This is a genomic window from Gemmatimonadota bacterium, assembly GCA_041390125.1.
GTDB lineage: Bacteria > Gemmatimonadota > Gemmatimonadetes > Longimicrobiales > Gaopeijiaceae > JAGQIF01.
On the sequence record JAWKQN010000007.1, the window covers coordinates 1 to 26,993 of the forward strand.

Annotated in this window: 24 protein-coding genes; 10 read left to right on the plus strand and 14 right to left on the minus strand. The window is 70.9% G+C overall.

Annotated elements, in window-relative coordinates; translation table 11 throughout:
• The 4 genes from R3E98_08020 to R3E98_08035 form a co-directional block, all read right to left on the minus strand.
• On the minus strand, nucleotides 1-316 hold a 316-nt coding region (locus R3E98_08020), incomplete at its 3' end, for a hypothetical protein (GenBank protein MEZ4423338.1).
• Between the two features lie 98 nt (nucleotides 317-414).
• Complete coding sequence (locus tag R3E98_08025; protein MEZ4423339.1) at nucleotides 415-1,914, minus strand: sodium:solute symporter family protein; 1,500 nt, start codon at nucleotides 1,912-1,914, stop codon at nucleotides 415-417.
• Between the two features lie 4 nt (nucleotides 1,915-1,918).
• Nucleotides 1,919-2,161 carry a hypothetical protein gene (locus R3E98_08030; GenBank protein ID MEZ4423340.1) on the minus strand — a complete coding sequence of 81 codons (243 nt, stop codon included), beginning with the start codon at nucleotides 2,159-2,161 and terminating at the stop codon, nucleotides 1,919-1,921.
• 88 nt (nucleotides 2,162-2,249) lie between these two features.
• On the minus strand, nucleotides 2,250-4,316 hold the full coding sequence (locus R3E98_08035) for a S9 family peptidase (protein MEZ4423341.1): 2,067 nt from the start codon (nucleotides 4,314-4,316) through the stop codon (nucleotides 2,250-2,252).
• Between the two features lie 144 nt (nucleotides 4,317-4,460).
• Here R3E98_08035 and R3E98_08040 point away from each other — a divergent pair, with 144 nt between their 5' ends.
• A complete protein-coding gene (locus tag R3E98_08040; protein ID MEZ4423342.1) occupies nucleotides 4,461-5,108 on the plus strand; it encodes a hypothetical protein in 648 nt (215 codons plus the stop codon).
• On the opposite strand, the gene R3E98_08045 is transcribed toward R3E98_08040, so the two are convergent.
• Complete coding sequence (locus tag R3E98_08045; GenBank protein ID MEZ4423343.1) at nucleotides 5,018-5,569, minus strand: hypothetical protein; 552 nt, start codon at nucleotides 5,567-5,569, stop codon at nucleotides 5,018-5,020. The two genes, R3E98_08040 and R3E98_08045, sit on opposite strands and share 91 nt — an antisense overlap.
• Before the next feature lie 140 nt (nucleotides 5,570-5,709).
• On the opposite strand from R3E98_08045, the gene R3E98_08050 reads away from it, so the two are divergent.
• Nucleotides 5,710-6,801, plus strand: a complete 1,092-nt coding sequence (locus R3E98_08050; protein MEZ4423344.1) for a hypothetical protein — start codon at nucleotides 5,710-5,712, stop codon at nucleotides 6,799-6,801.
• A 39-nt stretch (nucleotides 6,802-6,840) separates the two neighbouring features.
• On the opposite strand, the gene R3E98_08055 is transcribed toward R3E98_08050, so the two are convergent.
• The gene (locus R3E98_08055) at nucleotides 6,841-7,602 is read right to left on the minus strand and encodes a hypothetical protein (protein MEZ4423345.1); all 762 of its coding nucleotides are present in this window, start codon (nucleotides 7,600-7,602) and stop codon (nucleotides 6,841-6,843) included.
• Nucleotides 7,603-7,766: 164 nt separating this feature from the next.
• On the opposite strand from R3E98_08055, the gene R3E98_08060 reads away from it, so the two are divergent.
• Nucleotides 7,767-8,234, plus strand: a complete 468-nt coding sequence (locus R3E98_08060; protein ID MEZ4423346.1) for a CBS domain-containing protein — start codon at nucleotides 7,767-7,769, stop codon at nucleotides 8,232-8,234.
• Entirely contained in the window at nucleotides 8,231-8,878 is a 648-nt protein-coding gene (locus R3E98_08065; protein MEZ4423347.1) for a cytochrome c, read from the plus strand. The genes R3E98_08060 and R3E98_08065 overlap by 4 nt, the downstream gene beginning before the upstream one ends.
• A 43-nt stretch (nucleotides 8,879-8,921) precedes the next feature.
• Here R3E98_08065 and R3E98_08070 read toward each other — a convergent pair whose 3' ends face one another.
• Nucleotides 8,922-10,091 carry a metallophosphoesterase gene (locus R3E98_08070; protein ID MEZ4423348.1) on the minus strand — a complete coding sequence of 390 codons (1,170 nt, stop codon included), beginning with the start codon at nucleotides 10,089-10,091 and terminating at the stop codon, nucleotides 8,922-8,924.
• A gap of 210 nt (nucleotides 10,092-10,301) precedes the next feature.
• On the opposite strand from R3E98_08070, the gene R3E98_08075 reads away from it, so the two are divergent.
• The gene (locus R3E98_08075) at nucleotides 10,302-10,718 is read left to right on the plus strand and encodes a hypothetical protein (protein MEZ4423349.1); all 417 of its coding nucleotides are present in this window, start codon (nucleotides 10,302-10,304) and stop codon (nucleotides 10,716-10,718) included.
• A 72-nt stretch (nucleotides 10,719-10,790) separates the two neighbouring features.
• Here R3E98_08075 and R3E98_08080 read toward each other — a convergent pair whose 3' ends face one another.
• Genes R3E98_08080 through R3E98_08090 form a run of 3 tightly spaced genes read right to left on the minus strand, consistent with a single transcriptional unit; the run spans nucleotide 10,791 to nucleotide 13,807 of the window.
• Entirely contained in the window at nucleotides 10,791-12,014 is a 1,224-nt protein-coding gene (locus tag R3E98_08080; GenBank protein MEZ4423350.1) for a serine hydrolase domain-containing protein, read from the minus strand.
• Nucleotides 12,015-12,035: 21 nt separating this feature from the next.
• Complete coding sequence (locus tag R3E98_08085; protein MEZ4423351.1) at nucleotides 12,036-12,569, minus strand: GNAT family N-acetyltransferase; 534 nt, start codon at nucleotides 12,567-12,569, stop codon at nucleotides 12,036-12,038.
• A gap of 47 nt (nucleotides 12,570-12,616) precedes the next feature.
• A complete protein-coding gene (locus R3E98_08090) occupies nucleotides 12,617-13,807 on the minus strand; it encodes a hypothetical protein (protein ID MEZ4423352.1) in 1,191 nt (396 codons plus the stop codon).
• Between the two features lie 170 nt (nucleotides 13,808-13,977).
• Between R3E98_08090 and R3E98_08095 the strand changes: the two genes are divergently transcribed.
• Nucleotides 13,978-15,462: a radical SAM protein gene (locus R3E98_08095; protein MEZ4423353.1), complete on the plus strand. Its 1,485-nt coding sequence runs from the start codon at nucleotides 13,978-13,980 to the stop codon at nucleotides 15,460-15,462.
• Nucleotides 15,463-15,476: 14 nt separating this feature from the next.
• Here the strand turns inward: R3E98_08095 and R3E98_08100 are convergent, their stop codons facing one another.
• Nucleotides 15,477-16,070, minus strand: a complete 594-nt coding sequence (locus tag R3E98_08100; protein ID MEZ4423354.1) for a TIGR00730 family Rossman fold protein — start codon at nucleotides 16,068-16,070, stop codon at nucleotides 15,477-15,479.
• A gap of 158 nt (nucleotides 16,071-16,228) precedes the next feature.
• Complete coding sequence (locus R3E98_08105; protein ID MEZ4423355.1) at nucleotides 16,229-17,011, minus strand: hypothetical protein; 783 nt, start codon at nucleotides 17,009-17,011, stop codon at nucleotides 16,229-16,231.
• 113 nt (nucleotides 17,012-17,124) lie between these two features.
• On the opposite strand from R3E98_08105, the gene R3E98_08110 reads away from it, so the two are divergent.
• The gene (locus R3E98_08110) at nucleotides 17,125-17,691 is read left to right on the plus strand and encodes a hypothetical protein (GenBank protein MEZ4423356.1); all 567 of its coding nucleotides are present in this window, start codon (nucleotides 17,125-17,127) and stop codon (nucleotides 17,689-17,691) included.
• 12 nt (nucleotides 17,692-17,703) lie between these two features.
• On the opposite strand, the gene R3E98_08115 is transcribed toward R3E98_08110, so the two are convergent.
• Nucleotides 17,704-18,138 carry a tripartite tricarboxylate transporter TctB family protein gene (locus tag R3E98_08115; GenBank protein MEZ4423357.1) on the minus strand — a complete coding sequence of 145 codons (435 nt, stop codon included), beginning with the start codon at nucleotides 18,136-18,138 and terminating at the stop codon, nucleotides 17,704-17,706.
• A complete protein-coding gene (locus R3E98_08120) occupies nucleotides 18,135-19,676 on the minus strand; it encodes a tripartite tricarboxylate transporter permease (protein ID MEZ4423358.1) in 1,542 nt (513 codons plus the stop codon). The genes R3E98_08115 and R3E98_08120 overlap by 4 nt, the downstream gene beginning before the upstream one ends.
• Here R3E98_08120 and R3E98_08125 point away from each other — a divergent pair.
• From R3E98_08125 to R3E98_08135, 3 genes are all read left to right on the plus strand, one after another.
• The gene (locus tag R3E98_08125) at nucleotides 19,663-20,400 is read left to right on the plus strand and encodes a class I SAM-dependent methyltransferase (protein ID MEZ4423359.1); all 738 of its coding nucleotides are present in this window, start codon (nucleotides 19,663-19,665) and stop codon (nucleotides 20,398-20,400) included. The genes R3E98_08120 and R3E98_08125 overlap by 14 nt on opposite strands.
• A gap of 25 nt (nucleotides 20,401-20,425) precedes the next feature.
• Entirely contained in the window at nucleotides 20,426-23,524 is a 3,099-nt protein-coding gene (locus R3E98_08130) for a transglycosylase domain-containing protein (GenBank protein ID MEZ4423360.1), read from the plus strand.
• 150 nt (nucleotides 23,525-23,674) lie between these two features.
• Nucleotides 23,675-26,977 (plus strand): amidohydrolase family protein, encoded by a 3,303-nt coding sequence (locus R3E98_08135; protein MEZ4423361.1) that lies wholly within the window; start codon nucleotides 23,675-23,677, stop codon nucleotides 26,975-26,977.
• The last annotated feature ends 16 nt before the right edge of the window (nucleotides 26,978-26,993 follow it).

Consider the following 26,993-nt stretch of genomic DNA (forward strand, 5'->3'; position numbering starts at 1 on the left):
TCACGCGGCTGCCGACGGTCACGTCCGGTCGGAACGTCACACCGATGCGCGTCCAGGGCGCGAACCCGTCCCACGTGCCGGTCTCCACCGATGCGACCTGGGGACCCGTGACCGCCAGCACCTCGAAGGCCGGGTTGAGCAGCAGCCCCAGGCCCGAGCGGGTGTCCTCGGTCACCGTGTGCTGGATGTCCCATTCGGCTTCGATCGTGCGGGTGGGGACGTCCACACGGACGTGACCTTCATAGTGCGTGGGCGGACCGGCTACGTCGGTCTGTGCGTCGCATGGAGCGGCGCACGCCAGCAGCAGGACAAGCACGGAGGGAAGTCCGAAAGCGCGTAGGGACATCGAGGAGGCGGTCGAGAGGCGGGGACGATCCGGGACGCTGCACCCTACGCGTGGTGTGGACCCGGGTTTCAGGCGGCGTCGCCCTCGCTCCCGTACACGAAGCGTTCGATCTCGCCATGGATGCGACGCTGCGTTGCCGCCGACGGAGGCTGCGTGAACCGCGAGACGGTCCAGGTCACCACCGCGTTGACCGCCAGGGACCATACGGCGGCATGCATCCCCAGTGGGTGCGGGTGTATGACGAGGGTCCAGTAGAGGACCGCCAGCCCCACGCCGATGCCGCTCAGCACGCCCGTGCGCGTGAACGGCCGGCGACCGGGCAGGCAGACGCCCAGAACGGCGGGCATGAGTTGCAGGGCGCCCGAGCCGGACAGGGTCACCAGCGTGACCAGGAAGGCGAACGTCTTCACCGACAGCAGGTATCCGACCACGAGCAGCGCCAGGACGATGGCGCGACCGACCCAGATGTAGTGCGCAGCCGAGCGGTCCTTGGCCAGGTAACGCTGGTACACGTCCCGCGTGAGCACCGTCATGTTGGAGTGCAGGATCGAATCCAGCGTGGACATGGCCGCCGCCGTGGCTCCGGCCAGGATCAGGCCCGTGAGCCAGGCCGGGGAGTAGCGGAACAGCAGCTCCGGGAAGACCTGGTCCGGGATGGCCAGGTCGGGCAGGACCAGCGCACCGCCCAGCCCCACCAGCGCGGTGGGGATGTAGAGCGTCATGAGGTAGATGGGTGTGGTGGCACCCAGGAACTTGAGCGTGCGGGCCGACGCGGCCGTGTAGTAGCGGATGAAGATGTGGGGCTGGAAGACGATCCCGAACGACAGCGAGATGGTCATCCCGAACCACATCCCGGGTGAGAAGAACCCGCGAGGGCCGGGCAGGGACAGGAGGTCGGGCCGCTCGGCCGCCACGCGCCGCCACAACTCGAGTGGTCCTCCGAAGAGCTCGTAGGACAGCACGAGCGCGCCGATCCACACGGCCGCATACATCCAGACGCCCTGGAGCACATCCGTCCAGTAGACCGCGCGCAGGCCGCCCGCCATGAGGTAGCCTGCGGCCACCACCAGCAGGATCAGGGTGCCCAGCTCGAACGAGATGCGGCCGCCCGAGGCAACCTGGATGATGTAGCCCAGCCCTTGCGCCTGGACCTGGATGTAGAGGATCGTGAACACGACGCTCACGATCGCGACGACGATGCGGACCGCCTCACTCTCGTAGAAGTCCGCGAGCATGTCCGCGGGCGTGACGTATCCGAACGCCTTCCCCAACGCCCAGATGCGGGTGCCGAGCACGTAGGTGATGGCGCCCACCAGCACGGTCCACGTGCCGGCCTCCCAGAAGCCGATGCCGTGCGTATAGAAGAAGCCACCCGAGCCCAGGAACGCGAAGGCCGAGTGGTACGTGGCGCACACCGTCAGATAGAGCACCACGAAGCCGGCCTTGCGGCCGTACAGCAGGAAGTCCTCCAGGTCGACCGCCATGCGGCGGTTGGCCACGATCCCCAGCACGATGCTGAAGACCAGGTAGGCGAAGATCAGGGAGGTGGCGACGACCCAGGGCTGCACCGCGCTACACGTCCTGCGAGAGCGCCCAGAGGAGCACGACGATCATCGCCACGTAGACGACGAACAGATAGGCGTAGAGGAACGGGACGCCCAGGATCCAAGGCTCGACCCGGTTGGCCCAGCCATGCACCACCGGAGGCTGGGCGAGCGCGCAGAGCACCAGGAAGAGGACCGAGGCTGTCCAGCCCGCCCCGGTGCGGGGCAGGTAGTGGGGTCGGGGCACGGGAGGCGGCGTGGGATCGCTCACGGGGCCGCAAGGTGCGGGAGGGCCGTGGGTGCCGGCAAGCGCGGGGCGGGGGGGCGGTCCTCGCCCCGTCGGCGGGCCGCTCCCTCCCTCACGTCGCCGTCCGCCCTCCGCGCCCGAACCACCCCAGGATGTTCTCGATCTTGGCCATCCAGTGGCTGGGTCGCCGCCGGATGCCGTGCGGCTCGCCCGGCACGCGCACCAGCGCCGACTCGACACCCAGGATCTTGAGCGCCTGGTAGTACTGCTCGGACTCCGACATGGGCGTGCGGTAGTCCTCCTCGCCGGTGAGCACCATGGTGGGGGTCTTCACGTTCTTCACGACCGACAGCAGCGAGCGGCTCTCGTAGTGCTCCGGGTGGTCCCACGGCGCGCCCGGGAACCAGTAGTTCATGACGCGGGAGCCGATGTCGGCGGTCAACACGAAGCTGTACCAGTTGATGACCGGATAGACGGTCACTGCGCGGCGGAACCGATCGGTGCGACCCACCATCCACGACGTCAGCACGCCGCCGCCGCTCCCCCCGGTGACGAAGACCTGGTCGGGGTCCACGTAGCCCTTCGCGATCACCGCGTCCACACCCGAATCCAGGTCGTAGAAGTCGTCCCCGGGGTAGGCATGGTGGATGAGGTTGCCGAACTCCCCGCCGTAGCTGGTCGAGCCCCTGGGGTTGGTGTAGAGCACCACGTAGCCGCGGGCGGCCATCATCTGCTTCTCGAAGTCGAACCGGTCGCCGTAGTTGGCGAAGGGCCCGCCGTGGATCTCCAGGATCAGCGGATACCGGCGCTGCGGGTTGAAGTCCGGCGGCTTGACGATCCAGCCCTGGATGTCGCGTCCGTCGTGCGAGGACGGATACCAGATCTCCTCCACCTCACCGAGCCGGCGCGCGGCCAGGATATCCGCGTTCACGGACGTGAGCAGACGCGGTTCCTGACCGGGCCCGGCCTGGTAGGCGACATCCCCCGGGATGTCCGGTCGCGACCAGGTGAACGCTACCCCTCCGCGGGGCCCGACGTCATAGCTGCCACCGGAGTATGCGCTGCCCCCGCCGCCCACGTCCCGGGCCACGTCACGCTGCGCACCGGCGAGCGTGAAGAGCGCGATCTTCGTGTTGCCGCGGTCGTCGTACTGGACGTAGACGCCCCGTCCATCCGGGGCCCACTGCGGGTCCGAGACGCTGCGATCGAGCGCGCCGGACAGCACGCGCGTGCCGGTGCCGTCGCGGTCCATCACGTGGAGCTGCGTCACCTGGTAGCCCTGGTGCTCGTCATCGAAGCCGAGGTAGGCGATCTGCCGACCATCCGGCGAGATCGCCGGCGCGACGTCCGGTCCGTAGCGGCTCGTGAGCGGGCGCACGGCACCGTCCGCGACGCGGAACTCGAAGATCTCGGTGTCGAGCTGCTCGTCCTGCCAGTCGCTGCGCCGGTTGGCGGAGAGGATCAGGTGCTGCCCGTCCGGCGTCCACACCGGCGGGCTCGCGCGGAACACCCCTCCGTGGTGGAAGTCCCCGCTCGAGATCTGGCGGGCCGTCCCGCCTTCGGCCGGTACCACGAACACGTGTGTGTAGCCGGGTGTCAGATACCCGGGGCCGTTGAAGCGATAGATCAGGTCGTCGATGGTCGTGGGGGGCGCCGCCCAGGTGGCCCCCTCCGGCGGGGCGGGGACCTGGGCGATCTGCGTGGAGGCTCGCTCGACCAGGGACGTGAACGCGAGCTGCGTGCCGTCCGGCGACCAGGAGATGCCCTCGGGTCCGTGCTGCAGGCTGGTCACGCGCACCATCTGACCCGAATCCATGTAGCGGACCCAGATCTGCGCGGAGCCTTCGCGATCGGAGACGAACGCGAGCCGGGAGCCATCCGGGGACCAGCGCGGAGACGCGTCTGCGACGTCACCGGTGGTGAGGGGACGATGTCCCGTGCCGTCCGCCGCGACGATCCAGAGGTTGGTGTAGTTGCGGTCGGTCATGATGTCCGAGAACTGCCGGACGTAGACCACCTGCCGGCCGTCGGGCGAGATCTGGGGATCCTGGACGTACTCGAACTCGAAGACGTCCAGCGGCTGGAGCGGCTCCTGTGCGGTCAGCGGGTGCGCCAGGAGCGCCATCGCGGACAGGAGCAGGGCAGGGGCGAAGCCGGGCGAAGCGGGTCTGCGAGGCATGGCGGTCTCCGCGCTACGAGCCGATCGCATCGGGCCGCGGGCGGCGGCCCGGTGTGGAGGAAAGGGGTACGCGACGGCGCGCGGAATCGCCAGGTCGGGCGGCCGCTCCCCGCGTGGGCACGGGCATTGCCTGCCCCGACCGCCATGCGCTCGCCATCGCTCGCACCCTCGGCCGGCTCGCCTGCTTCCGGGCCCCCGGCCTCCGGAACCGACCGTCTGCCCCGCGGGCCCTTCCTGGCCCGTCTGGGGCTGCTGGCGGCCCTGGCGGCCTACACGCTGGCCTGGCGGGGGGATGGGGGCGGCCCGTTATCGGCCGTCGACCTCGCCATCCACGAGACCGGCCATCTCGTGTTCCTCCCGCTCGGGGAGGTCATGCATTTCCTGGGTGGCACGCTGTTCCAGCTGCTGGTCCCGCTCCTCTTCGCCGGGACGTTCCTCCACCGCGGACAGCGCTTCTCCGCGGCCTTCCCGCTGTGGTGGGTGGGACAGAACCTGTGGCACATCGCCCCGTACGTCGCCGACGCCCGCACGCAGGCCCTCCCCCTCGTCGGTGGCGGCGAGCACGACTGGGCCTTCCTGCTCGCCACCTGGCGCTGGCTTCCCTACGACGACGCCATCGGCGCGGCCTGCCAGCTGGCGGGGACGGCGATCGCCGTGGTGGCGCTGCTCTACGGGCTGACCTGGTCGGACGTACCGGACGCTCAGCGGGTGAGTCCGAGCACGAACGAGAACGAATGGCGGACGTCGCGTTCGGACGAATCGATCACCGAGCCCAGGAGGCCGCTGATGTAGTCGCGGACGAGCAGCGTGACGCGGCTCGACCCACCGATCCGCCGCTCGATCGTGAAGCCGGGGGAGACGAGCGATTTCCACGTGGCCGAGGTCGTGACCGAGTCACCTTCGGGCACCACGTCCTCCACCCGGGCTCCCAGCCCCAGGAAGAAGTTGATGCTCAACGCGTCACGGGGATCGCCCCGGTTCGTGAAGCCCACGACGAGATTGCCCGTGTTCGTGTGGTAGTCCTCCCCGACGACGGTGTAGTCCACCCGCGCGTAGCTGGCCTCCGCGCGGAAGGGCACCGGTCCACCGCCGATCTCGGTTCCCAACAGGACCGTCCACCCCCAGCGTGTGGGTGCGAACCCGGGTTGGTCCTGGGCGTAGACCCCGCCCCCCGCGGTGACGGACTGCGCCAGGAGCGGCGGCGCCTGGAGCAGGGCTGCGGTCAGGATCAGCAGGGATACGCGGCGGTCCATGGCGGTCCTCGGTTCGGGCTGCGGTGGGGCCGGGATCGAGCCCCGCTCCGCCTACCCCGTCCCGCGCCTCGGGTGCGCTTGCCGGGCCCGGAGCCGCTCGTCCATGTTGGCCTCCCCTTGCTCTCCCCGGACCCCGCCCTATGCGCACACGTACGTCGCTGGTTCCGCTCGTCTCCCTGCTCCTGGCCGCCTGCTCCGGAGGCGACGCCTCGCCGGACGGTCCCTTCTACGCAGGCAGGACGCTGGAGGTGGTCGTTCCGTACGGGCCGGGGGGAGGCACCGACACCTGGACGCGCATGATCGCGCCGCACCTGCAGGCGGGCCTCGGCGCGGGAGCCGGCGTGGCGGTCCTCAACGAGCCGGGCGCATCGAGCGTGGCGGGAGCCAACGCCTACGTGCTGCGGCGTCGACCGGACGGGTCGGCAGCGCTGGTCAGCGGCAACTCCACCTTCCTGTCGGCGCTGCTCGAGGAGCCGATGGTACGCTACGACTTCACCGAGCTGGCGCCGATCGTCGCGTCGCCGGTGGGGGGCGCGGTCTACCTGTCGCCCAGCTTCGGGATCGACGATCCAGCGGACCTGGGGCGGCTGCGCGGCCAGCTGATCTACGGCGGCATCGCCGCGTCGGGCTTCGACATCGTGCCGCTCCTGGCGTTCGAGCTCCTCGATCTGCAGGTGCAGCCGATCCTGGGCTACGCTTCGAAAGGCGCGGCCCGCATCGCGTTCGAGCAGGGCGAGACGAACATCGACTACCAGACCATGCCGGCGTACCTGAGCAACGTGGTGCCGCTGGTCGAGCAGGGTCTGGCGGTGCCGATGTTCAGCTTCGGTCTGATCGGTGCCGATGGAACCGTGGCCCGCGACCCGTCCGTTCCCGATCTGCCCACCGTGCGCGAGGTATATGTGGCCATGCACGGGCAGGAGCCCAACGGACCGGTCTGGGATGCCTACCAGGCCACGCTCGTGGCGGGGGTGAACATGGCCAAGGTGCTCTGGTTGCACGGAGAGGCGCCGGAGCGCGCCATCGCCGACCTGCGTGCGGCTTCCGAGCGGATGATCTCCGACCCTGCCTTCATCGAGAAGGCGAAGGCCGAGGTGGGTGACTACCCCTTCTCCGTGGGGGAGGACGTGCGTGCGCTCGTCGCACGGGCCTCCCGGCTCGATCCCGGCACGCGCGCCTGGCTCAAGGACTACCTGAAGGAGCGCTTCGACATCGATCGGCTGGGCGGCTGAGCCGCAGACGCGACCCGAGCCCGCGTTCCGTCCGCGCGCTCACCGCACCACAAGGGTCCGCCGCACGACCCCGAAGTTGCCTTTCGCCGGATCCATCGCCAGGACCTCCAACTCGAAGGATCCGGAACGCTCGGGCGTGAGCGAGCCCGAGTAGACGCTCGTGGTGCCGCTGAACCGGAGCGGCGTCTCGCGCAGCACCCGTCCGTTCTCGAGCAGCCGCGCGACGATGGTGTAGTCGTCGGCATCCCACAGGCCTCCGGGTTCCGTCGGACATCCGCACAGCATCGTGACGCGCGCGGTGACGGTCAGGGGCGTTCCGGGCGTGGCCGCGCCGGCGCCGTCCGGCTCCTGCAGCTCGACCGTGAATCCGTACAGCTCGAGCACGATCCCCTCGCCCCGGACGTGCTCGCCCGGCACCAGCAGGAGGGTACGCGTCGCGCGGGGGCCCGATCCCGGCGTGCCGAGCGGTCCCTCCGCCACGATCTCCACGAACGTGGGCCGCTCGAGCTCCACCGTGGCCGTGAAGGCGGCCGCACCGTCCGTATCGTAGATGCGCGCGCCACGCTCGTGCGGCGCCATGATCCGCGAGGTCTCGCCGGTCGACCCCTCCTGGACCCCTTCCGCGAGCACGGCACCGGAGGATGGGTCGCGCAGGGTGACCCGGACTCCGCCGACCCCCGATCCGATCAGCTTGGCGTCCCGGGCGATGACCCGCACCACGACGTCGGTGGACGTCTGGGCGGCGAGGGACAGCGGGGGCGCGGTGAGGAGGAGGGCGCCGAGCACGGTATGCAGCTTCATGGACGTGTCCTGGTGAGGGTGCGGGAGTGCCCCAAGGACCCACGCCGACCTGGTCGCGGGGGGAGTTCCCGACAGACGGACGGGTGGTGCCCGCGCCATGCTGGAGGTGGCGGGACACACGGGTCGTGCGGCTCGCCGGGGGCCCTCCACGCGGAGCGGCGACGATGCGGGTCAAGGACTACATGACCACGGCGGTCTTCTACCTGAAGGCGAACCGCGGGTTGGTCGGTGCCAAGGAGATCATGGGCTGGGCACACGTGCGCCACGTGCCTGTCGTCGACGAGAAGCGGCGCGTGGTGGGTGTGGTCAGCCATCGGGATCTGGTTCGGGCCACCGCCGTTCCCAACCAGGCGGACGGCGGTCGGAACGCGTCCGAGGTGTGGAGCGTTCCCGTGGAGCAGGTGATGTCACGTGATGTCCGTACCATCGCTCCGGACGCATCGATCCGCCAGGCTGCACGCGCCATGCGAGAGGGGAAGTTCGGATGCCTTCCGGTCGTCGACGCGGAGGGCGTTCTGGTGGGAATCATCACGGAACACGACCTCCTCTGGGTCGTGGAAGCACTGGCTCCGGATCCCGACGCCGCAGTGGACGTCGACTCCGGGCTGGCGGTGGGAAGGAGGAATCCATGAAGCGGGGTCTTGTCGTACTCGTGTCCGGCGCGTTGGCCGCGCCTCTGGCGGCGCAGGATGCGTCGCATACGGCGTCGGCCGTCGAGCGCGGGCAGGCGATGTTCGATCTCATCTGCTCGGCCTGCCACAGCTGGGATCCGCCGGCCAAGCTGGCGCCGCCCATGAGCATGGTGCTGGGCCACTACCTGGAGCGCTATGCGGACACGGATGAGGCGTCGGACGCGATCGCGGCCTGGATCTCCGGCCCGGACGCGGAGCGTTCGGTGCTGCCGAGCCACGCTGTGCAGCAGTTCGGGTTGATGCCGGGCCAGCCGCTTCCGGAAGCCGAACGGCGTGCCGTCGCAGCCTATCTGCTGGACCGCGCGGCGCGCGAGGGCGTCGGGATCGGCATGGGCCGAAGGGCTCAGGCGGATCCGCCCGCGCCTGCGGACGGCATGCAGGGCATGCAGCACGGCCAGGGCATGCAGGGCATGCAGCGCGGCCAGGGCATGCAGGGCATGCAGCACGGCCAGGGTATGCAGGGCATGCAGCGCGGCCAGGGCATGCAGGGCATGCAGCAGGGTCAAGGCATGCAGGGCGGTATGTGCTCCAGGATGGAGCAGCCGGCGCGACCGGACACCACGGACGGTCCGGGCGGGCGGTGACGTGGATGGCGGCGGCGACGCACCCGTCGCCGCTGCCCTTCGCTCAGGCCCGTTCCAGGATCAGCACCGTCACTTCCGCGGGAGTCCCCAGGCGAAAAGGGATTCCCCAGTAGTTCGTGCCGGGGTTGATGTACAGCACGCGGTCGCCGTCGCGGTGCAGGCCGTGGCCGTGTTCCAGGAACACGCCGGCCAGCGACCAGTCCCGCTTGGGGAACGCGAGCTGTCCGTAGTGGGTGTGGCCGCTCAACGTCAGGTGCACACCGCGCTGCGCCAGACCGGGCCAGAGCGCGGGATTGTGCGCAAGGGCGACCACCGGCTCCCCGGCGGGGATCCCGGCGGTGGTGCGATCGAGATCGGGTGCGGGCGCGTCCGCTCCCCGGAACCCGCCCGAACGTCCGGCGGGATCGCCCGTGCCCGCCAACCACAACCGTGCGTGCCCTCGCTCGATGGGCACGGCCTCGTTGACCAGCACGTCGATTCCCATGCGTTCCAGGCCTGCCCGCACGCCGCTCCAGCCGGCGTATACGTCGTGGTTGCCCGCGACGGCGTAGAGACCGAGCGGGGCGTGGAGGTCGCCGAAGGCGGCTGCGAAGGGCGCGACATCGGCCACGAAATCGTCCACCTGGTCCCCGGTGAAGACGATCAGATCGGGTGCGGACTCCTGGATCCGCGCGACCACCCGCGCCAGGAAGGCGGTGCGCGTATGTGGCCCCACGTGGAGGTCCGAGACCTGTGCGATGCGCAGCCCGATCAGGTCATCCGCGAGGCCCGCGATGGCGATGGGGAGCGTGCGCACCACCAGGCGCCGCGAGCCCAGGTAGCCGAGGAGCACCAGGAGGACCAGCATACCGGCCGTGACAGCCAGACCGATCCGCCCCGCCCACCCGGCGGACCCCAGCGGCCACCCGACCAGGGCGCCGATCACGCCGCCGATCGCGACGACGGGCATGAGCAGCTGGAGATACCAGAAGGGGCGGAAGATCCACACCCGTGTCCGCGCCGACGGCGCGCCGGCACCGCCGAAAGCGCGGAGGAGGCCCACCAGCGGAGCGCAGACCACGACCATCCACGCGCCGATCGCCGTCGGCAGTCCTCCGGGGACGATCCGGTACAGGAGGAGGATCGTGGGAAGTCCCCACAGGACGCTCCAGACCCCCACGACGGTCAGGAACGGGCGCAGGAAGGAGCGTCGGGAGGGAGTGGCGTCCGGCATGGAGCAGGCCGTACCCGACGCCGGTGGGGCGGGGTCCGGTCGGAGGTCCCGGGGCCGGAGCCGGGGCGCCCGTCGTTTCGGGTAGGCGCGAGCGCCGCCGCGGACCGACCGAGGCCATCAACTTTGTAGATCAAAGTACTTGACATCACCCGGCGGTGATGCCAGCGTTCCGATTCCAGCCCGAGCTGCCTACCGCGGAGCCCGAACGCCATGAGCTCGCTCGTCGAACGCCTCTATCCGCTCCCGGCCACCCGACGCACGCCGCTGTCGTTGCTCGCGTGGTGGGAGTCGCGACGTCTCCTCTACAACCAGGTGGTGGGAGCCACCGGCCTGGTCACCCTGACGGGCCTGTTCATCGCCGTTCCCGACCGGGCGGACCTCTTCGCACCGCCGCTCCTCGGGGCGGTGATCGTCTACGGCCTCGCCGCCAACCTCTGCTACACGTTGGGGTGGGTGACGGAGGTGGCCGCCTGGGCACTCTGGGGCCGCGAGGCACCGCGCATGGGCCCGCTCCTCTTCCGGCAGGGACTGATCTTCGCGGCGGGGCTCACCCTCCTCCCGCTGCTCGTGGCCCTCTTCGTCCTGACCGTCCGCACGCTGCTCGTGGTCCTGGGGCTGGTGTTCTAGAGGACGGCCTGCTGTTCTCGCGCGTCGGGACGCGGACGTTCCGCCGGGCCCTGAGCAGGTCTCGGGGAGACGCTACGCAGCCGACTCCAGCAACAGGCGGGACGCCTGCTCCTGGAATCGGGCGATCGCCTCGTACACGCCGAACCCGACGCCGTCGGCGAACTGCTCCAGCTCGACCATGTGGTGGGTCAGGAAGACGAGGACGGAGCTGTCGGCGGGATCGGCCCGCCACCACCCTCCGAAACCGCCAGGCCAGCCGACGGCGCCCTCGCCTCCGCCGCAGGGGTGGAGGTTCGCCCTCTCGGCGTCGAGCACCACCGCGACTCCGAGACCGAAGCCGTGGCCCGAATCGAGAACGAACCCGGCCCTCGCCCGCTGGTCTTCGGTCAGGTGGTCTGTGACCATCCGTCCGAACGTCTCGGGACGGAGCAGCTGCAGACCGTCCACGGCGCCCGCCCCCACGAACATGCGCGCGAAGGTGAGGTAGTCGCGCGCCGTCGACCAGAGTCCCTGCCCGCCCGAAACGTAGGCCATCCCGGGAGGACGTTCAGCCAGGAAGGAGTCCCCCGGGCCCGTGAGGCGCACGCAGAGCCGGCCCGTGTCGTCGACACCGTGGGCAGAGGCTTGGCGCCCGCGCTTCTCCTGCGGGACGGTGAACCCCGTGTCCTTCATTCCGAGTGGGCCGAAGATCCGGCGCTCGAGCACCTCGCCCAGGGGAGCCCCCTCGATCCGCTCGAGGAGAAGGCCGAGGAGGTCCGTCGAGTGGCCGTAGTGGAAGGACGAACCCGGCTGGTCGATCAGCGGGAGCGCCGCGAGCCGCGCGATCCACTCGTCGGGGGGCACCTCGCTGTCGATGTCGCCGCCCAACGCCCCCCGATACGCCTCCGCGAGCGGACCGGGATGGAAATCTCCGTAGGTCAGCCCCGAGCGGTGCGTCAGAAGGTCTTCGAATGTGATCAGCCGGTTCGCGGGCACCGTATCGCCGAGCGCACCCGCCGTGGAGCGAAGGACGCGCATCCCGGAGAACTCCGGCGCCCAACGAACGATGGGGTCGGTCAACGCAAAGGCGCCCTCGTCGAGCAGCATGAGCGCCGCCGTGGATGTGACCGGCTTGGTCATCGAGGCGATCCGGAACAGCGTGTCCGGCTCCATGGGCCGCCTGGCTTCGAGGTCCCGCCAGCCCGCTGCCGTGGCCCCCAGCACCTGACCGTCCTTCCAGACCACCGCCTCCGCTCCAGCGATGTGGCCCACCTCGACGGCGTGACGGATCGTCGCTGCGATCCGGTCTTCGCTCATCGGCGTCTCATCCAACGGTCCTCAGCGCTCCGCGGCCAACAACGCGCAGCACCCGACGTCCTCGAGAACGCCCCACTTGATCATGTACTGGCGGCGCGTGCCTTCGTAGCGCATCCCGATCTTCTCCATCACCCGACGCGAGGCCGGATTGCGCACGAGGTACTGGGCCTGGACGCGGTTCAGATCCAGCACGTCGAACCCGAAGTCCAGCAGCGCGCGGGCTGCCCGCGTGGCGTAGCCGCGGTTCCAGAACGGGCGCCCGATCCAGTACCCGAGCTCACCGCGGCGGTGGAGCAGCTCCAGGTGCAGGCTCATGGTGCCGACGATCCCCGTCTCGGGCACCTCCACGGCGAGCGTGCAGAAGCTGCGCAGGTCCCACCCGGTGGTGTGGGTCAGGATCCACGCCTCGGCGGCGCCGTCCGGGTAGGGATGGGGCACGTTCAGCGTGGTGTCGGCCACCTCGAACGCGCCCGCGAGCCGCTGCACACGATCGGCGTCCTGTGGCACGAAGGGTCGCAGCGTGAGACCTTCGCCGTGCAGGGTGGGGAGAGGCATCGAGTCGGACCTCGATCGGATGTCTCGCCGGGTGCTGGCGCCGGCGATCAGGGCGCGAGGAGCGCGCGGACCTCGACACGTTCGACGCCGAGCGTGTCCCGCACCAGGCCCGCCACGCGGCTTCCGCGAACGTCCATCGGGCGGAAGCCGTCGGGGACCTGGACGCGGGCCAGCATCCCGCCGGTCCGACGGGCGATCCACCACGTTCCGCCAGCGAGGCTGCGGCCCAGCCAGTGGCTGTCGGCGACCGGGTCGTACGCCTTCAGCCAGAGTCGCCCCTGATCGTCGCTGAAGAGCGCCGAGACGGCCGGGATGGGGTCGAGGGGGGTGACGGCAGCGACCGCGTCCAGGTCGTCCGTGGTCAGGGCTCCGCGGTCGCCGGTCTCCGGGAGCTCTGCGGCGAGCCGTGCCAGGGCCTCCGCCACCGGCGGCCCGGTCAGGCCGTGGACGAGCGGTCCACGCCGCCCGCCGTCGGATCCCACCACTTCCAGGGCAGGACCCACGCCGTCCGTGAAGTAGAGCGCGTCGCCCGACACGGCTCCGACCAGGTGGGGAGAGAACGGGAGCGGCATGCTCGTGCGGGCGCCACCGGGTCGCTGGAACGCCACGCGCCGTATCCCCTGTGTCGGAGCCAGAACGGAGATCTGGCCCAGCCCGATCGCTACGCGCCCGAGGTCCATCCGGTCCGCGGAGACCGCATCCGGCCCGCGCGGTCCCTGCCGGATCCAGCCGACCGCTCCGCTTCCGTCGCCGAAGCGTCCGAGCCAGAGCTCGGCCGAGCCTCCCGGGGCGTGGACCGGCGTGGTCACGACCGGCGCACCGGGGTCCGGTGGGAAGAGCGTCAAGCGGGAGAGACGAGAGTCCCACGCCACCAGCGTGTCCGGGGAATACAGGTGGAGCGCGCTCAGCGACGCGAACTCGCCCGGGCCCTCACCGGCTCGGCCTCGCGTCGTGCGGAGGCGCCCGTCCGCGTCGAAGATCCGGATGCTGGAGCTGCCGCCGTCGGCTACGGCCACGCCCCCGTCCGGCAGGAGCCGCGCGTCCGCGACCCGCGACAGCAGCGTCTCGGACGGCCCGTCCACCGCGCCCACGGTCAGGAGCGGCTCGGACGCGACCCGCCATTCCGCCACGTCCGCCCGTGCGTCCGGACGTTCCCCGCCGGGCGCGCACGCCGAGAGGCAGGCGAGGAGGAGGGCGGCCCGGCCATCACAGGTCGGGCTCCACGATGACAGCTCCATGGGGCTGGCCTCCGGACAATGCCGGTCGAAGACGTCCGCGTACGGACCCGCGAGGTCCCGGGGAGGCACGGTGTGTGGCGCCGCTGCAGCGCGCAACCACCACGTTGACACCCGCCACGCCGCAGCCGGATACTGGCACGGTGGTCGTCGTTTCCCTCCATGCGTGATTGATGCGTTCGTCTCCGAAGGTCCTCGTCGTCGACCTGAACAACTTCGCGCGCTACCCCTCCATCGCCATCGGATATCTGGTCGCGGTCCTGCGTGAGGGAGGCTTCGAGGTGGAGCTGCTCGCTCCGCTCTCCACGGGCATCACCGGCGTCCCGCGCGAGCCCCGTCCGCCCTGGTGGGGCGCGCTCGACCGCGAGTTCCGGTACCGCACCGGGACGTCGCGCAGCCGGGCCGTCCAGCAGATGAGGACCTGGTACACGTCCCGGCGGGTCTCGAAGCTCGCGCGCTCGGGTGACGCGGTGGCGAGGGAGTTCTCCCGTCGCCTGGATTCCGGCGTCGACGCCGTGCTCGTCTCGACCTACCTGATGTATCATCCGCACTGCGTCGAGCTCGCGCGTCTGTGCGGCGAGCGGGATATCCCGTTCGTGCTCGGTGGTCCGTATTTCGCCGTGGCCGACGTCGCACGGGAGTGGGTGGGGATGCCCGGCCTGACCGCCCTGGTGGGCGGCGAGGTCGAGCCGCACCTCTGCGAGCTCGTGCGTCGGGTCATCGCGCGCGAATCCGTGGAGGACCTGCCCGGTGTGTGGCGCAGGGAGCCGTTGTCCCTGCACGCGCCGCCGCTGGCCGACCTGGACGCGGTGCCCTATCCGGACTACAGCGACTTCCCCTGGGATCGCTACCCGAACACGATCGTCCCCATCATCACGGGCCGGGGGTGCGGATGGGGGGTCTGCTCGTTCTGTGCGGACATCACCAGCACGGCCGGCCGCTCCTTCCGCAGCCGCAGCGTGGCGAACGTCCTCGGTGAGCTGGAGCATCAGCACGCGCGGCACGGCGCCCGCCTGTTCGTCTTCACGGATCTGAAGCTCAACTCCAGCGTGGACATGTGGCGTGGGGTGGTCGGTGGCATCCAGGCCGCCGTGCCCGGTGCCCGTTGGATCGGCGCCGTGCACGTCGGCACGCGCGGCCCCAACGGTCTGGACGCCGATGCGCTGCGTGCGGCCCGCGCGGCGGGCATGGTGCGCCTGACGACGGGCCTGGAGTCGGGGAGCCAACGGGTCCTGGACCGGATGGCGAAGGGCACGGATCTCACCGTGACCAGCCGCTTCCTGAAGGACGCCCGCGCGGCCGGCATCTCGGTGCGTACCACCATGTTCACCGGCTATCCGGGAGAGACGGCCGAAGACCTGCAGCGGACCGCGGACTTCCTGGAGGCGCACGCGGAGTGCCTGGAGCGCGTCCCCCTCTACCGCTTCACGCTGAACCACGGCACGCTGTTCGAACAGCAGCTACGCCGTCGCCCCGAGCAGTTCCCGACACTCACGCATCTACGCCCCGATCCGCGCGTAGCTGTGATCCCGCATCATTACACCGAGACGGAGGATCCCGCCTACCGGCGCGGCATCCGGCGGCTGCTCCGCGTGGTCCACCGCATCAATCGCAAGCCGTTGCTGCCTTCCGCGCGCGACTTCGAAGGCGTGATGTAACCGGTGCCGCCCCCTCACCGCTCGTCCCGCTGCATCCATTTCCCGACGTCGGGCGCGCGGAAGTCCACGACCCGGCGGACCAGCGCGGCCGCGTTCCCATCGACGAGCAGGAGATCGCGGTGGGCGGGCCGTACGAAGCCTTCCGCAACGGCCGTATCGAGGAAATCGGTCAGCGGACGCCAATAGCCGGCGACATCCAGCAGGCCGCAGCCCTTGCGATGGATGCCGAGCTGTGCCCAGGTCAGCACCTCGAACAGCTCCTCGAGGGTGCCCAGGCCCCCCGGGAGCGCGATGAAGCCGGAGGCGAGGTCCGACATCAGCGCTTTGCGCTGATGCATCGACTCCACCACCCGCAGCTCCGTCAACCGGTCGTGCGCCACCTCTTTGCGCACGAGCGCCTCCGGGATCACACCGATCACCGAGCCACCGCGGGCGAGCGCCCGGTCGGCCAGCGCGCCCATCAGCCCCACCTGGGAGCCGCCGTAGACGATCCCGTATCCGGCGTCCACGACGGCATCGGCCAGCGCGCGGGCGGCCGTCGCGTACTCCAGCCGGAGGCCGGGGTTGGAGCCGGCGAAGACACAGAGGTGGGGAGGCCCGTCGCTCACCGACCCGGACCTTCCGCAGGGATGGATCCGCCTGTGACGGACATGGGATCTCCAACGCCAGAGGGGAAGGCGACGACCGGATCACCGCCATGGGGTCCGGTCGGTGGAGGCTGTCATGCCCGGAGCCGTCCGGCAACCCGCCGGAGGCTCGCTGCACACTACCGCAGGGTGACGCCGAACCCGATCTCCGTATACCGATGCTCCGCTTCGCGCTGGAGCACGCCGTGCAGGGACGTCAGATCGTAGGTGCCCACGTTGTGGTTCGCGAACAGGGCGACCCCGATCAGGGGCGTCAGGGGAAGGGTGAGTCCGCCCCCGACCGTGTAGCCCACGCCCTTGCCGCTGGCCGTGACGACGGTGGCCGATTGCCCGACCTGCGTGTCCTCCATGCCCTGGCTGGCGATGGCGACGCCCACACCGCCGCGGACGAACGCATGCCAGGTCTGCCAGCTCAGGACGAGGGAGAGGTTGCCGAGCTGGTTGACGAGCGGCGTGGCCGCGGGCTCGGCGTCGCCTTCGCCCGCGACGACGGGCCCGGGGTGGCTGCGGCGCCAGACGCTGGCGTCCAGGCCCACACCGAAGCCGCCGCCGATGTACTTTCCGAGGCTCAGGTGGCCCGTGAAGCTGTCGGTGTTCTCGGGCGCGGAGCAGAAGGCGCAGGGGTCGCTGCGCTGCCCGTACCCGAGTCCGAGCGTCGCGAAGAACGGCAACCCGGGCGCGGCCACGGCCGCCGTGGAGTCGGCGCTGACTTGCGTCCCGGCTGCCGCCTGCGCCCCCAGGGGCAGCACGCTGTGCAGCAGCGCGGCCGAGACCAGCGCCGCGGCCAGCGCCGCCTGGAGCAGGAAGCGTCGGACCTGGGCGGAGGGGAGCCCGGCGTCCGGGGACGTAGCCGGGGCCGGAGCCGTTCGGGACCGTACCGGTGCGCGTGCGGGTTCCAGCATGCGATGACTCCCTGGTAGCGACGAGACGGGTCTCTCCCGGGAGGATCGGCGGCGCGTGGAGCCGGGTTGAGGCACGGCGCTGCGAATGCACCCTGGCCAGGCGGAGGAACGCGATGGTGAGGAGGACACGACTGCGGCAGAGCGCCGCGGCCGCGCTGCTGGAGGTGGGCAGCATCGTGTTCGCGGTCCTGATCGCGTTGGCGGCGGACGAGTGGCGCGAAGGTCGGCAACTCGAGGCGCAGGCCCGGCTGGCCCGAGCGGCGGTCGTCCACGAGCTACGTGCCAACCGGGACGAGCTCCGGTCGTCCCAGGAGTCCATCGACAGGACGTGGAACGCGCTGCGCAGCGCGGCGGATGCGTTCGCTGCCGGTGGGGAGCCGGACGGGCCGGTGCTGGACCTCTCGCTCCCGGATCTGTCCAGCGGAGCGTGGGAGGGCGCCCGCCTCGTCGCCGCGGGCGGCCGCTTCGACCTCGGGTGGCTGGTGCGCGTCGCGCAGCTCTACGAGAACCAGGAGCTCTACGAGGCGTTCCGTCTGGAGGTGCTGCGGACGCTGGGGGAGATGAGCGCTGCCAGCGTCGCAGAGGTCCTGCCGCGCGTGGCCGGCCAACTGGGGCTGCTCCGCCAGCTGCACGAGCAACTCCTCACGAGGTACGACGAACTGCTGGCCGCCGAAGGCTAGCGGTCCTTCTGGTCAGCCGCCGAACCGGCCCGGGATCCACTGGAGGCGGAGGACCGCGCCGAGGGCCCAGAGCGCCGCGCCGGTGACGACGCCGCCCAGCGTGGCCGCCCATGGACGAGCGCGGGCCTCGCGCAGCAGGAACGCCGCCACGAACACGCCGGAGGCGATCACGAACCCCGCGAGCCAGATCAGGACATAGTAGCCCAGGACCCAGCCGAGGTAGCGCAGCAGGTCGGCGCGGTCGCCCGGGCCCGCCATCGTCTCCGGGCCCGCGTCCCGCATCCATTCGCGGATGAACGCCGCCAACGTGACGAGCACCCCGACGCCGCCCACCGTCATGGGGAACACGCGCGCGCGGAACGGGAACGCGCGGGCCGTCCAGGCGGCGGCACCGAAGAGCAGTCCGATCCCGACGAGCAGGAGAAGGCGTCCCAGGCGGCGGCTCACGAGGCCATCCCCCGTGCGGCGATCGAGCCGCGCAGCCGCGAGCCCGCGACGGTGAGCGCGATCGTGATGAGCGCGATGACGATGACGCCGGGATCCCGCAGCCACGCCCACCCGTAGCGCGTCGTGGAGATCCAGAGGTAGCGCTCGGCGCTGGAGGCCAACACGAACCCGATCAGCAACGGAGGTCGGGGGAAGTCGAGGGATTTCATGATCCAGCCGAGCAGTCCGATGCCCAGGAACGCCACGAGGTCTCCCCAGTCGCGCGTGGTCTGGTACGCGCCGGCGACCATGATCACGAGCAGGAAGGGCGCCAACCAGTGCGCCGGGACGACCGAGATCTTCGCGATCGGCCGGGTCATGACCAGGCAGGCCAGCGTGCCCATGACGTTGGCCAGTGCCAGGGACCAGACGATGGTCAGCGTGGAGTCGAGATGGGTGGTCAGCATCGTGGGACCCGGCTCGAGCCCGAGCAGGATCATCCCGCCGAGCAGGACGGCCGTGGTGCCCGAGCCCGGGATCCCGAAGAGCAGGGTCGGGATGAGCGCACCGCCCTCCTTCGCGTTGTTCGAGCTCTCCGGCGCGATGACGCCGCGGATGTCCCCCTTGCCGAACCCGTCGCGGTCCTTGGCCACCTGGACGGCCTGTCCGTAGGACAACCAGTCCACCACGCTGCCACCGAGTCCCGGCACGAAGCCCACGAAGATGCCCAGCACGGAGCAGCGGAGCGCGAGCCAGCGATGCCGGATCACGTCGCGCAGCCCGTCCCGCCATCCCCCCACCATGGTGGCCTCCCGCGCGATGGACTCCCCGGCGCGCAGCAGGTCGAGGATCTCCGGCAACGCGAAGAGGCCGAGCGCCACCACGGCCAGCGGGATCCCGTCGAACAGGTAGATGAGGTCGCCGGTGAAGCGGTAGTGCGGCGCCGCCGGTGCGGCGCCGACCGTGCCGAGCAGCAGGCCCAGCATGCCGGCCAGGATGCCGCGCAGCGGGCCCGCGCCGGAGAGCACACCTACCATCGACAGACCGAGCACGGCGAGCATGAAGAGCTCGGGGGACCCCAGCGCGAGCACGAGCGGGCGCGCCAGCGGCAGCAAGGCGAACAACGCCGCCGCCCCCACCACGCCACCCAGCATGGACGCGAAGAAGGCGGCGGAGAGCGCGCGCTGGGCCTGGCCCTGCCGGGCCAGCGGGTACCCGTCCAGGATGGTGGCCTGCGATCCCGAGGAGCCCGGCACGCCGAGCAGCACGCTCGGGAAGGTGTCCGACGTATGGATGACGGCGATCATGCCGATCAGCATGGCCAGCGCCACGTTGGGGTCCATGCCGTAGATGAACGGCAGCACCAGCGACATGCCGACGGTGCCACCGAGCCCGGGCAGGATGCCCACGACCAGCCCGATGCCCACCCCGGTGGCCATCAGCAGCAGGGCGTGCGGCGCCAGGACGGTGCCCAGCGCGGCGAGCGCGGATTCGATCAGGGGGACTCCCGGGTGACAGGGGGACGGCGGGCGGACATTGTACGGCATGCCGGCCTTCAAGGACCACTTCTCCGGGCACGCTCCGGACTACGCCCGCTTCCGGCCCGGCTACCCCGATGCGCTCTTCGACCTGCTGACCTCGCTCGCGGACCGACGCGAGCTCGCGGTGGACGTGGGGTCGGGCAGCGGTCAGGCCGCGCTCCCGCTGGCCGAACGCTTCGGGCGCGTGGTGGCCACGGACGCGAGCGGGTCCCAGCTCCGGCACGCGCCGGGTGCGCTCTCCCGCCTCGTCTGCCTGGCCGAGCGGCTCCCGCTGCGCGACGGGAGCGCCGACCTGATCACGGTGGCGCAGGCGCTCCACTGGCTGGACGTGGAGCGCTTCGGCGCCGAGGCACGAAGGGTGCTACGACCCGGGGGGATCCTGGCCGTGTGGACGTATCGCTGGTTCCGGATGGAGCCCCCGTTCGCCGAGGCGGTCACCCGCTTCTATGCGCGCGTGGCGCCCTGCTGGCCGCCCGAGCGCGCCCTGGTGGAGTCCGGCTACGCGACGCTCCCGCTGCCGGGGGAACCCGTTCCGGTACCTCTACTCGCGATGCGGGACCGCTGGCCGCTCGCCGCCGTGGCGGGATATCTGCGCACGTGGTCGGCGACGAAGCGGTTCAGCGCTCGCCACGGCGAGGATCCGGTAGCGGAGTTCGAGCGGGACGCGGGTGGGCTGGACGCGGTCGGACCGGACGGTCTGGCGGTCGAGTGGGATCTCGTGGTGCGGGTGATGCGCGTGTGACGCGCGAGGAGAATCGGACGGGTCGATGACACCGTCTGCAGGGCAGGGGAAGACGAAGCGGCGAGCCCCGAAGGCGACGGAGGCGGCGCCGGCCGACCGCGCGCAGGAGCGCCGACGCCGGCGGCGCTACCCGGTTGTCCGGCGCTCCCGCTGGTCCCGGCGCCGCAAGCTCACCGTGCTGCTCGGGATCGTCGCCCTCCTGGGCGGCATCGCCTGGATCGAGGCCCGCACGTCGTTCCTGCAGTCGTGGTACCTGTCTTCGATCGCCGAGCGCGTCCGCTTCCACGTCGAACCCGGACCGAGTCCCACGACCGTGGTGGCGGGTCGCGGCCCGATCGACCTGCGCTGGGGCTACACCGGCATCCCCGACTTCCTCACGCGCGTCCAGGAGGAGGGGTTCCGCATCGAGGCGCAGGCCCGCACCAGCCCCACGATGCGCGAGCTGGTCGCTCGCGGGCTCTTTCCGATCTACGACGAGAAGCTGCAGGGCGGACTGACCGTCTACGACCGCTCCGGCGACGTGCTGTTCCACCAGGCCGACCCCGTGCAGGTCTACACGGAGTTCGATGCGATCCCCGCGCTGGTGTGGCGCACGCTGCTCTTCGTGGAGAGCCGCGAGCTGCTCGACCCCCGGTTCCCGCGCCGCAACCCAGCCGTCGAATGGGACCGGCTCGCCCGGGCCGTCGGTGAAGCCGCGCTGGATGCGGCGGGCTTCGAGCGCAACGTGCCCGGGGGGAGCACGCTGGCGACGCAGATCGAGAAGTTCCGCCACTCCCCCGAAGGACGCACCGGGTCGGCCACCGAAAAGGGACGTCAGATCCTCACCGCCTCCGTGCGCGCCTATCTGGGAGGTCCGGAGACGCTGGAGGCGCAGCGGCGGATCGTGCGGGACTACATCAACACCGTCCCGTTCGCGGCCCAGCGCGGGCACGGAGAGGTCAATGGCCTCGCGGACGGACTCAGCGTCTGGTTCGGCACCGACTTCGAGACCGCCAATCGCCTGTTGACCGCGCGCGAAGGTGCGCTGGAGGAGGGAGAGCGGGCGCAACGGGCCCGCATCTACCGGCAGGTGCTGGGGCTCGTGCTCGCGGTGCGTCGTCCGTCGTACTACCTGGCCGGCGCCCAGGGCCGTACCGACCTCGAGGCGCTGATCGGTGCGCACATCCCGCTCCTGGCGGGGCAGGGCGTCATCTCGCCGGACCTGGCCGTGCGCGCCGCGGCCGCGCGCCTGCGCTTCCTGGACCGCGCTCCGGAGCCGCCGCCGCCGCCGTTCACGGTCCTCAAGGCCTCGACCTCGGTCCGGACCGGACTGCGCTCCCTGCTCGGGGTGTCGTCCCTGTACGACCTGGACCGGCTCGACCTGCAGGTGCAGAGCTCGTTCGACCTGCGATTGCAGGCCGCCGCCGAGCGGGTGCTGGCGCAACTGCACGATCCTGCCTTCGTACGGGCGCAGGGGTTGGACGCGCCGCGTCTGTTGGGGACCGCCGACCCCACGCGTGTCTTCTACACGTTCACGTTGAACGAGCGGTCCACGGACGGGGACCGCGTGCGGGTGCGGACGGACAACTGGAACGGGCCGCTCGACCTCAACACGTCCAGCCGGCTGGAGCTGGGCTCGACCGCGAAGCTCCGCACGCTGGTGACGTATCTCGAGATCGTCGAGCAACTGCACGGACGCTACGGCGGTGCCGAGCCCGACAGCCTGGCTCTGTTGGTGTCCGGCGCGGCCGATCCGCTCTCGCGCTGGGCGGTGGGTTGGTTGGGCGCACATCCGGACGCCGCCCTGCCCGCGATGCTCGATGCGGCGCTGGACCGGACGTACTCCGCCAATCCGGCGGAGCGGTTCCGCACCGGGTTCGGGGTGCAGACGTTCGCCAACTTCGATGGAGCGTTCAACGGTCGCGTGCTCACCGTGCGCGAGGGCTTCCGCAACTCGGTCAACCTCGTCTCCATCCGCACGCTGCGTGACATCATCGAGTACTACGTGCAGACGGAGACGGGCGAAGGCGCGCGGGCGCTGACGGATCCGGATTCACCCGAGCGCTTCGAGTATCTCCAGCGCTTCGCCGACGAGGAAGGATCCACCTTCATCCGGGACTTCTACCGCGCCTACGACGGAGCGCGCGGCAGCGAGCTCCTGGTGGCGTTCCTGCGCAACCACCCGTTGCCGCCGCGCCGGTTGGCCTACGGGCTGCGCGCGGTCGCGGCCGATGCGCCTCCCGAGGTGCTCTCCGGCCTCCTCCAGTCGGAAACGCCTGACGAAGTGCTGGGCCAGGGACAGATCGCCTCCCTGCTGGAGTCGGCGAGTGAAGTGGATTCGCTGTCGCTCATGGACCAGGGCTTCCTGGCCTCGATCCACCCGCTCGAGCTGTTCGTGGTGCGCTACCTCCTCGCCACGCCGCAAGCCTCCCTCAGCGACGTGCTCGATGCCTCGGTGGAGGAGCGCCAGGAGGTGTACGCCTGGCTGTTCCGGACCCGCAGGCCGGGCGTGCAGGAGCAGCGCGTGCGGGCCGTGCTCGAGCTGGAGGCGTACGGGCATCTCCTGGAGTCGTGGCGGCGCGTCGGCTACCCCTTCGCGAACCTCGTGCCGTCGCTCGGCACGGCCATCGGCAGCTCCGGCGATCGGCCGGCCGCGCTCACCGAGCTCGCGGGGATCATCCTCGGCGGGGGCGTGCGTTACCCGGTGCGTCGCATCGAGCGCCTGACCTTCGCGCGCCGCACGCCGTACGAAGCCGTCCTGCGCCGCGAAGGCGACACCGGCGAGCGGGTGCTGTCCAGCGAGGTGGCGGCGGCCCTGCGCGCCGTGATGGTGGACGTGGTGGAGAACGGCACCGCCGTGCGGGCCCGGGGCGCCTTCACGACCGACGGCGGTCTCCCGCTCCAGCTCGGGGGCAAGACCGGCACGGGGGACAACCGGTACCGGGTCTTCGGGCCCAACGGACAGCTGCTGAGCGAACGGGTCACCAACCGTACGGCCACGTTCGTCTTCTTCGCGGGTGAGCGCTACTACGGATCGATCGTCGCCTACGTCCCCGGTGCCGAAGCGGAGAACTACCGCTTCACCAGCGCGCTGCCTTCCCAGATCCTGCGGCTCATCGGTCAGGAGATGGGCGCGCTGCCCTAGCGCCGGCGTGCGGAGCATCGCGCTCGTGAGCCCACGTCGAGCACGCGGTGGCTTGCGGCGATCCCCGTCCGTCCCGACCCTATCTGCCTTCGTCTTCGCCGTCGACCGGTGACGCGGCGCCCGGCCGCTCTCCATCTCCAGAGAACGCCCATGCGGATCCCCCGCGCCCTGATCCTGTCGCTGCTGGCCACCGCCTTCACGTCCCTTCCGGTCTTCGCGCTCCAGCAGGCCGCCGACAGCGCCCGCCGGGACCTTCCCCTGGAGCCGGTACGGACCGTCGAGTTCGACACGGACGAGGGCACCTGGATCTCGCTGGACGTCACGCCGGATGGGCAGGCGATCGTCTTCGAGCTGCTCGGCGACCTGTACCGTCTGCCGATGGAGGGAGGCCGGGCGACCCGGCTCACGGAGGGGATGGCGTACGACAACCAGCCGCGCGTCTCGCCGGACGGGGAGTGGATCGCCTTCATCTCCGACCGCGACGGTGCCGACAACCTCTGGATCGCGCGCGTGGATGGGAGCGAGCCGCGCAAGCTCACGCGCGAGACCCAGAACGCGGTGATCTCGCCCGTGTGGACGCCCGATTCCGAGTACATCGTCTACACCGAGCGCGGCCGCAACACCGAGCTGCACATGGTGCACCGAAACGGTGGGGCCGGCCTCACGCTGGGTGGGGGTGGGAGTGGTGGGGGCGGCGGGAACGGCGGGGGCGGCGCGTCCCGCCCGGCCGAGCTGGGCGCCGCGCTCTCGCCGGATGGCCGCTACGTCTACATGGCGCGGGCCGGTGGCGGCCCCGGGCAGGGCTTTCCGGAGTGGCAGGTGGCGCGCCGCGACCTGCAGACCGGGGACGTGGACGTCCTCACCCAGGCCCAGGGCAGCGCCATCCGTCCGCTGCTGTCGCCGGACGGCCGCCATCTGGTCTACGGCACGCGCCACGAGACGCAATCGGGGCTGCGCATCCGGGACCTGCAGACCGGCGCGGACCGCTGGCTGGTCTATCCGATCCAGCGGGACGAGATCGAGAGCGGAGGTGCGCCCAGCCGTGACCTGCTGCCCGGGTACGCCTTCACGCCGGACGGCAGCGCGGTGCTCTTCACCGAGGAGGGGCACATCAAGCGCGTATCGGTCGCGGACGGCGCCGTGCGCGTCATCCCGTTCGAGGCGCGCGTCGCGCTCGACGTCGGGCCCGAGCTGGACTTCCCCTACCGCGTGCCGCAGGGACCGGTGCGGGCGCGCCTGGTCCAGGATCCGCGTCTCTCCCCCGACGGACGGCGCCTGGCCTTCTCGGTGCTCACCAAGCTGTACGTGATGGACCTTCCCGATGGGACGCCACGGCGCCTGACGGCCGCGGATGCCTGGGAGTTCAAACCGGTGTGGTCTCCCGACGGCCGCTGGATCGCGTACGTGACCTGGGACATGGAGGGCGGTCACGTCTGGAAGATCCGCTCCGACGGGTCGGGCCAGCCCCAGCGGCTCACGAGCGTGGAGGCCTTCTACACGGACCTGGCCTTCTCGCCCGACGGGACCCGCCTGGTGGGCCTGCGCGGCAACGCCTACATGCGCCACCAGACCTTCTCGGAGTTCGGCGGGCTGCGCATCCCGCTCGACCTGGTGTGGCTGGACGCGAACGGGGGGGACGTCCACCTGGTGGCTCCGGCCCGCGGCCTGGGCGTGCCGCACTTCGCGGGTGACCCGGAGCGCATCTTCGTGTACTCGCGCGAAGGCCTGATCTCGCTGCGCTACGACGGCACGGATCGTCGTACCCACCTGAAGGTGACCGGCCCGCAGAGCCCCCGCTCCCCACAGCCGCCCCCAGCCGAGGCCGTGCTCATGCGCCCCGACGGCCGGTGGGCCCTGGCGGCGGTGGAGAACCAGCTGTGGGTGGTGGCCGTTCCGCCCGTGCAGTCGGATCCCGCCAGCGTGTCGGTGCGGAGCCCGTCCGTGCCGGCGAAGCGCATCACGGACATCGGGGCGGACTACTTCGCCTGGACGGACGACGGCGCGACCCTCACGTGGGGGATCGGCTCCACGTTCTATCAGCGGCCTTTCGCCAGTCTGGACTTCACGCCCGAGAGCGGCGGCGGACGGGCGGGTGGCGCCCGGTCGGATTCGACAGGGGCGGACTCCGCATCCGTCGCGGCCGCGCTCGACGAGGACCCGTCCGTCGTGGCCGTGGAGATCGTGATGGAGTTCCCGCGCGCCACCCCCTCGGGCACGATGGCGCTACGCGGCGCCACCGTGATCACCATGAACGGCGACGAGGTGATCGAGAACGCGGATCTGGTCGTGACGGACAACCGCATCACGGCCCTGGGGCCACGGGGCTCGGTGACGCTCCCGATGGGCGCCCGTGAGCTGGACGTGAGCGGCCGCTTCATCGTGCCGGGGTTCATCGATACGCACGCGCACTGGGAGTTCCGGACCCACGACGTGCTGGAGCCGCAGAACTGGTCGCTGGTGGCCAACCTCGCCTACGGCGTCACCGCCGGACTCGACGTCCAGACCTCCACCAACGACTACTTCGCCTACCAGGACCTCGTGGAGACGGGGCAATCGCTGGGTCAGCGTGCCTTCATGACCGGCCCGGGGATCTTCGCCTCCAACGATTTCCAGAGCTACGAGGCCACGCTCCGGTATCTGCGGCGCTACCAGCACCATTACCGCACGCCCAACATCAAGTCGTACATGGTGGGCAACCGCAAGCAGCGGCAGTGGGTGGTGCAGGCCGCGAAGGAGCTGCAGCTCATGCCCACCACGGAGGGGGGCCGGGACCTGCGGCTGGATCTCACGCATGCCATCGACGGCTTCCACGGCAATGAGCACACCCTGCCGGTGGTCCCGCTGTTCAAGGACGTCGTGGAGTTGTACGCCCGCACCGGGATCGCCTACACGCCCACGCTCCTGGTGCAGTACGGTGGGCCGATTGCCGAGGAGTATTTCTACACGACCACCGAGGTGCACGACGACCCCAAGCTCAACCGCTTCTATCCGCACAACACCCTGGACGACCTCTCCCGGCGGCGGGGCCGCTGGGTGCGGGAGGACGAGTTCAGCTTCGACGAGGCCGCCGCGGCTGCCGCCCGCATCCAGCGCGCGGGTGGGCTCGTGGGCGTGGGCGGTCACGGACAGCTGCAGGGGCTCGGGTACCACTGGGAGATGTGGGCGCTGGCGCTGGGCGGGATGACGCCGCGCGAGGTGCTGAAGGCGGCCACCCTCGACGGGGCTCGCATCATCGGCTTCGCGGAGGATCTGGGCAGCCTCGAGCCGGGCAAGCTCGCGGATCTCGTGGTGTTGGAGGAGAATCCGCTCCAGGACATCCGCAACACCAACACGGTGCAGTGGGTCATGAAGAACGGCGAGCTGTACGACGGCGACACGCTGGACCAGATCTGGCCGGTGCAGAGGCCGCTGGCGCCGTTCTGGTGGTGGGACGCGGGGCCGCCTCGGCACTGAGGCGGGTTGGGCCCCG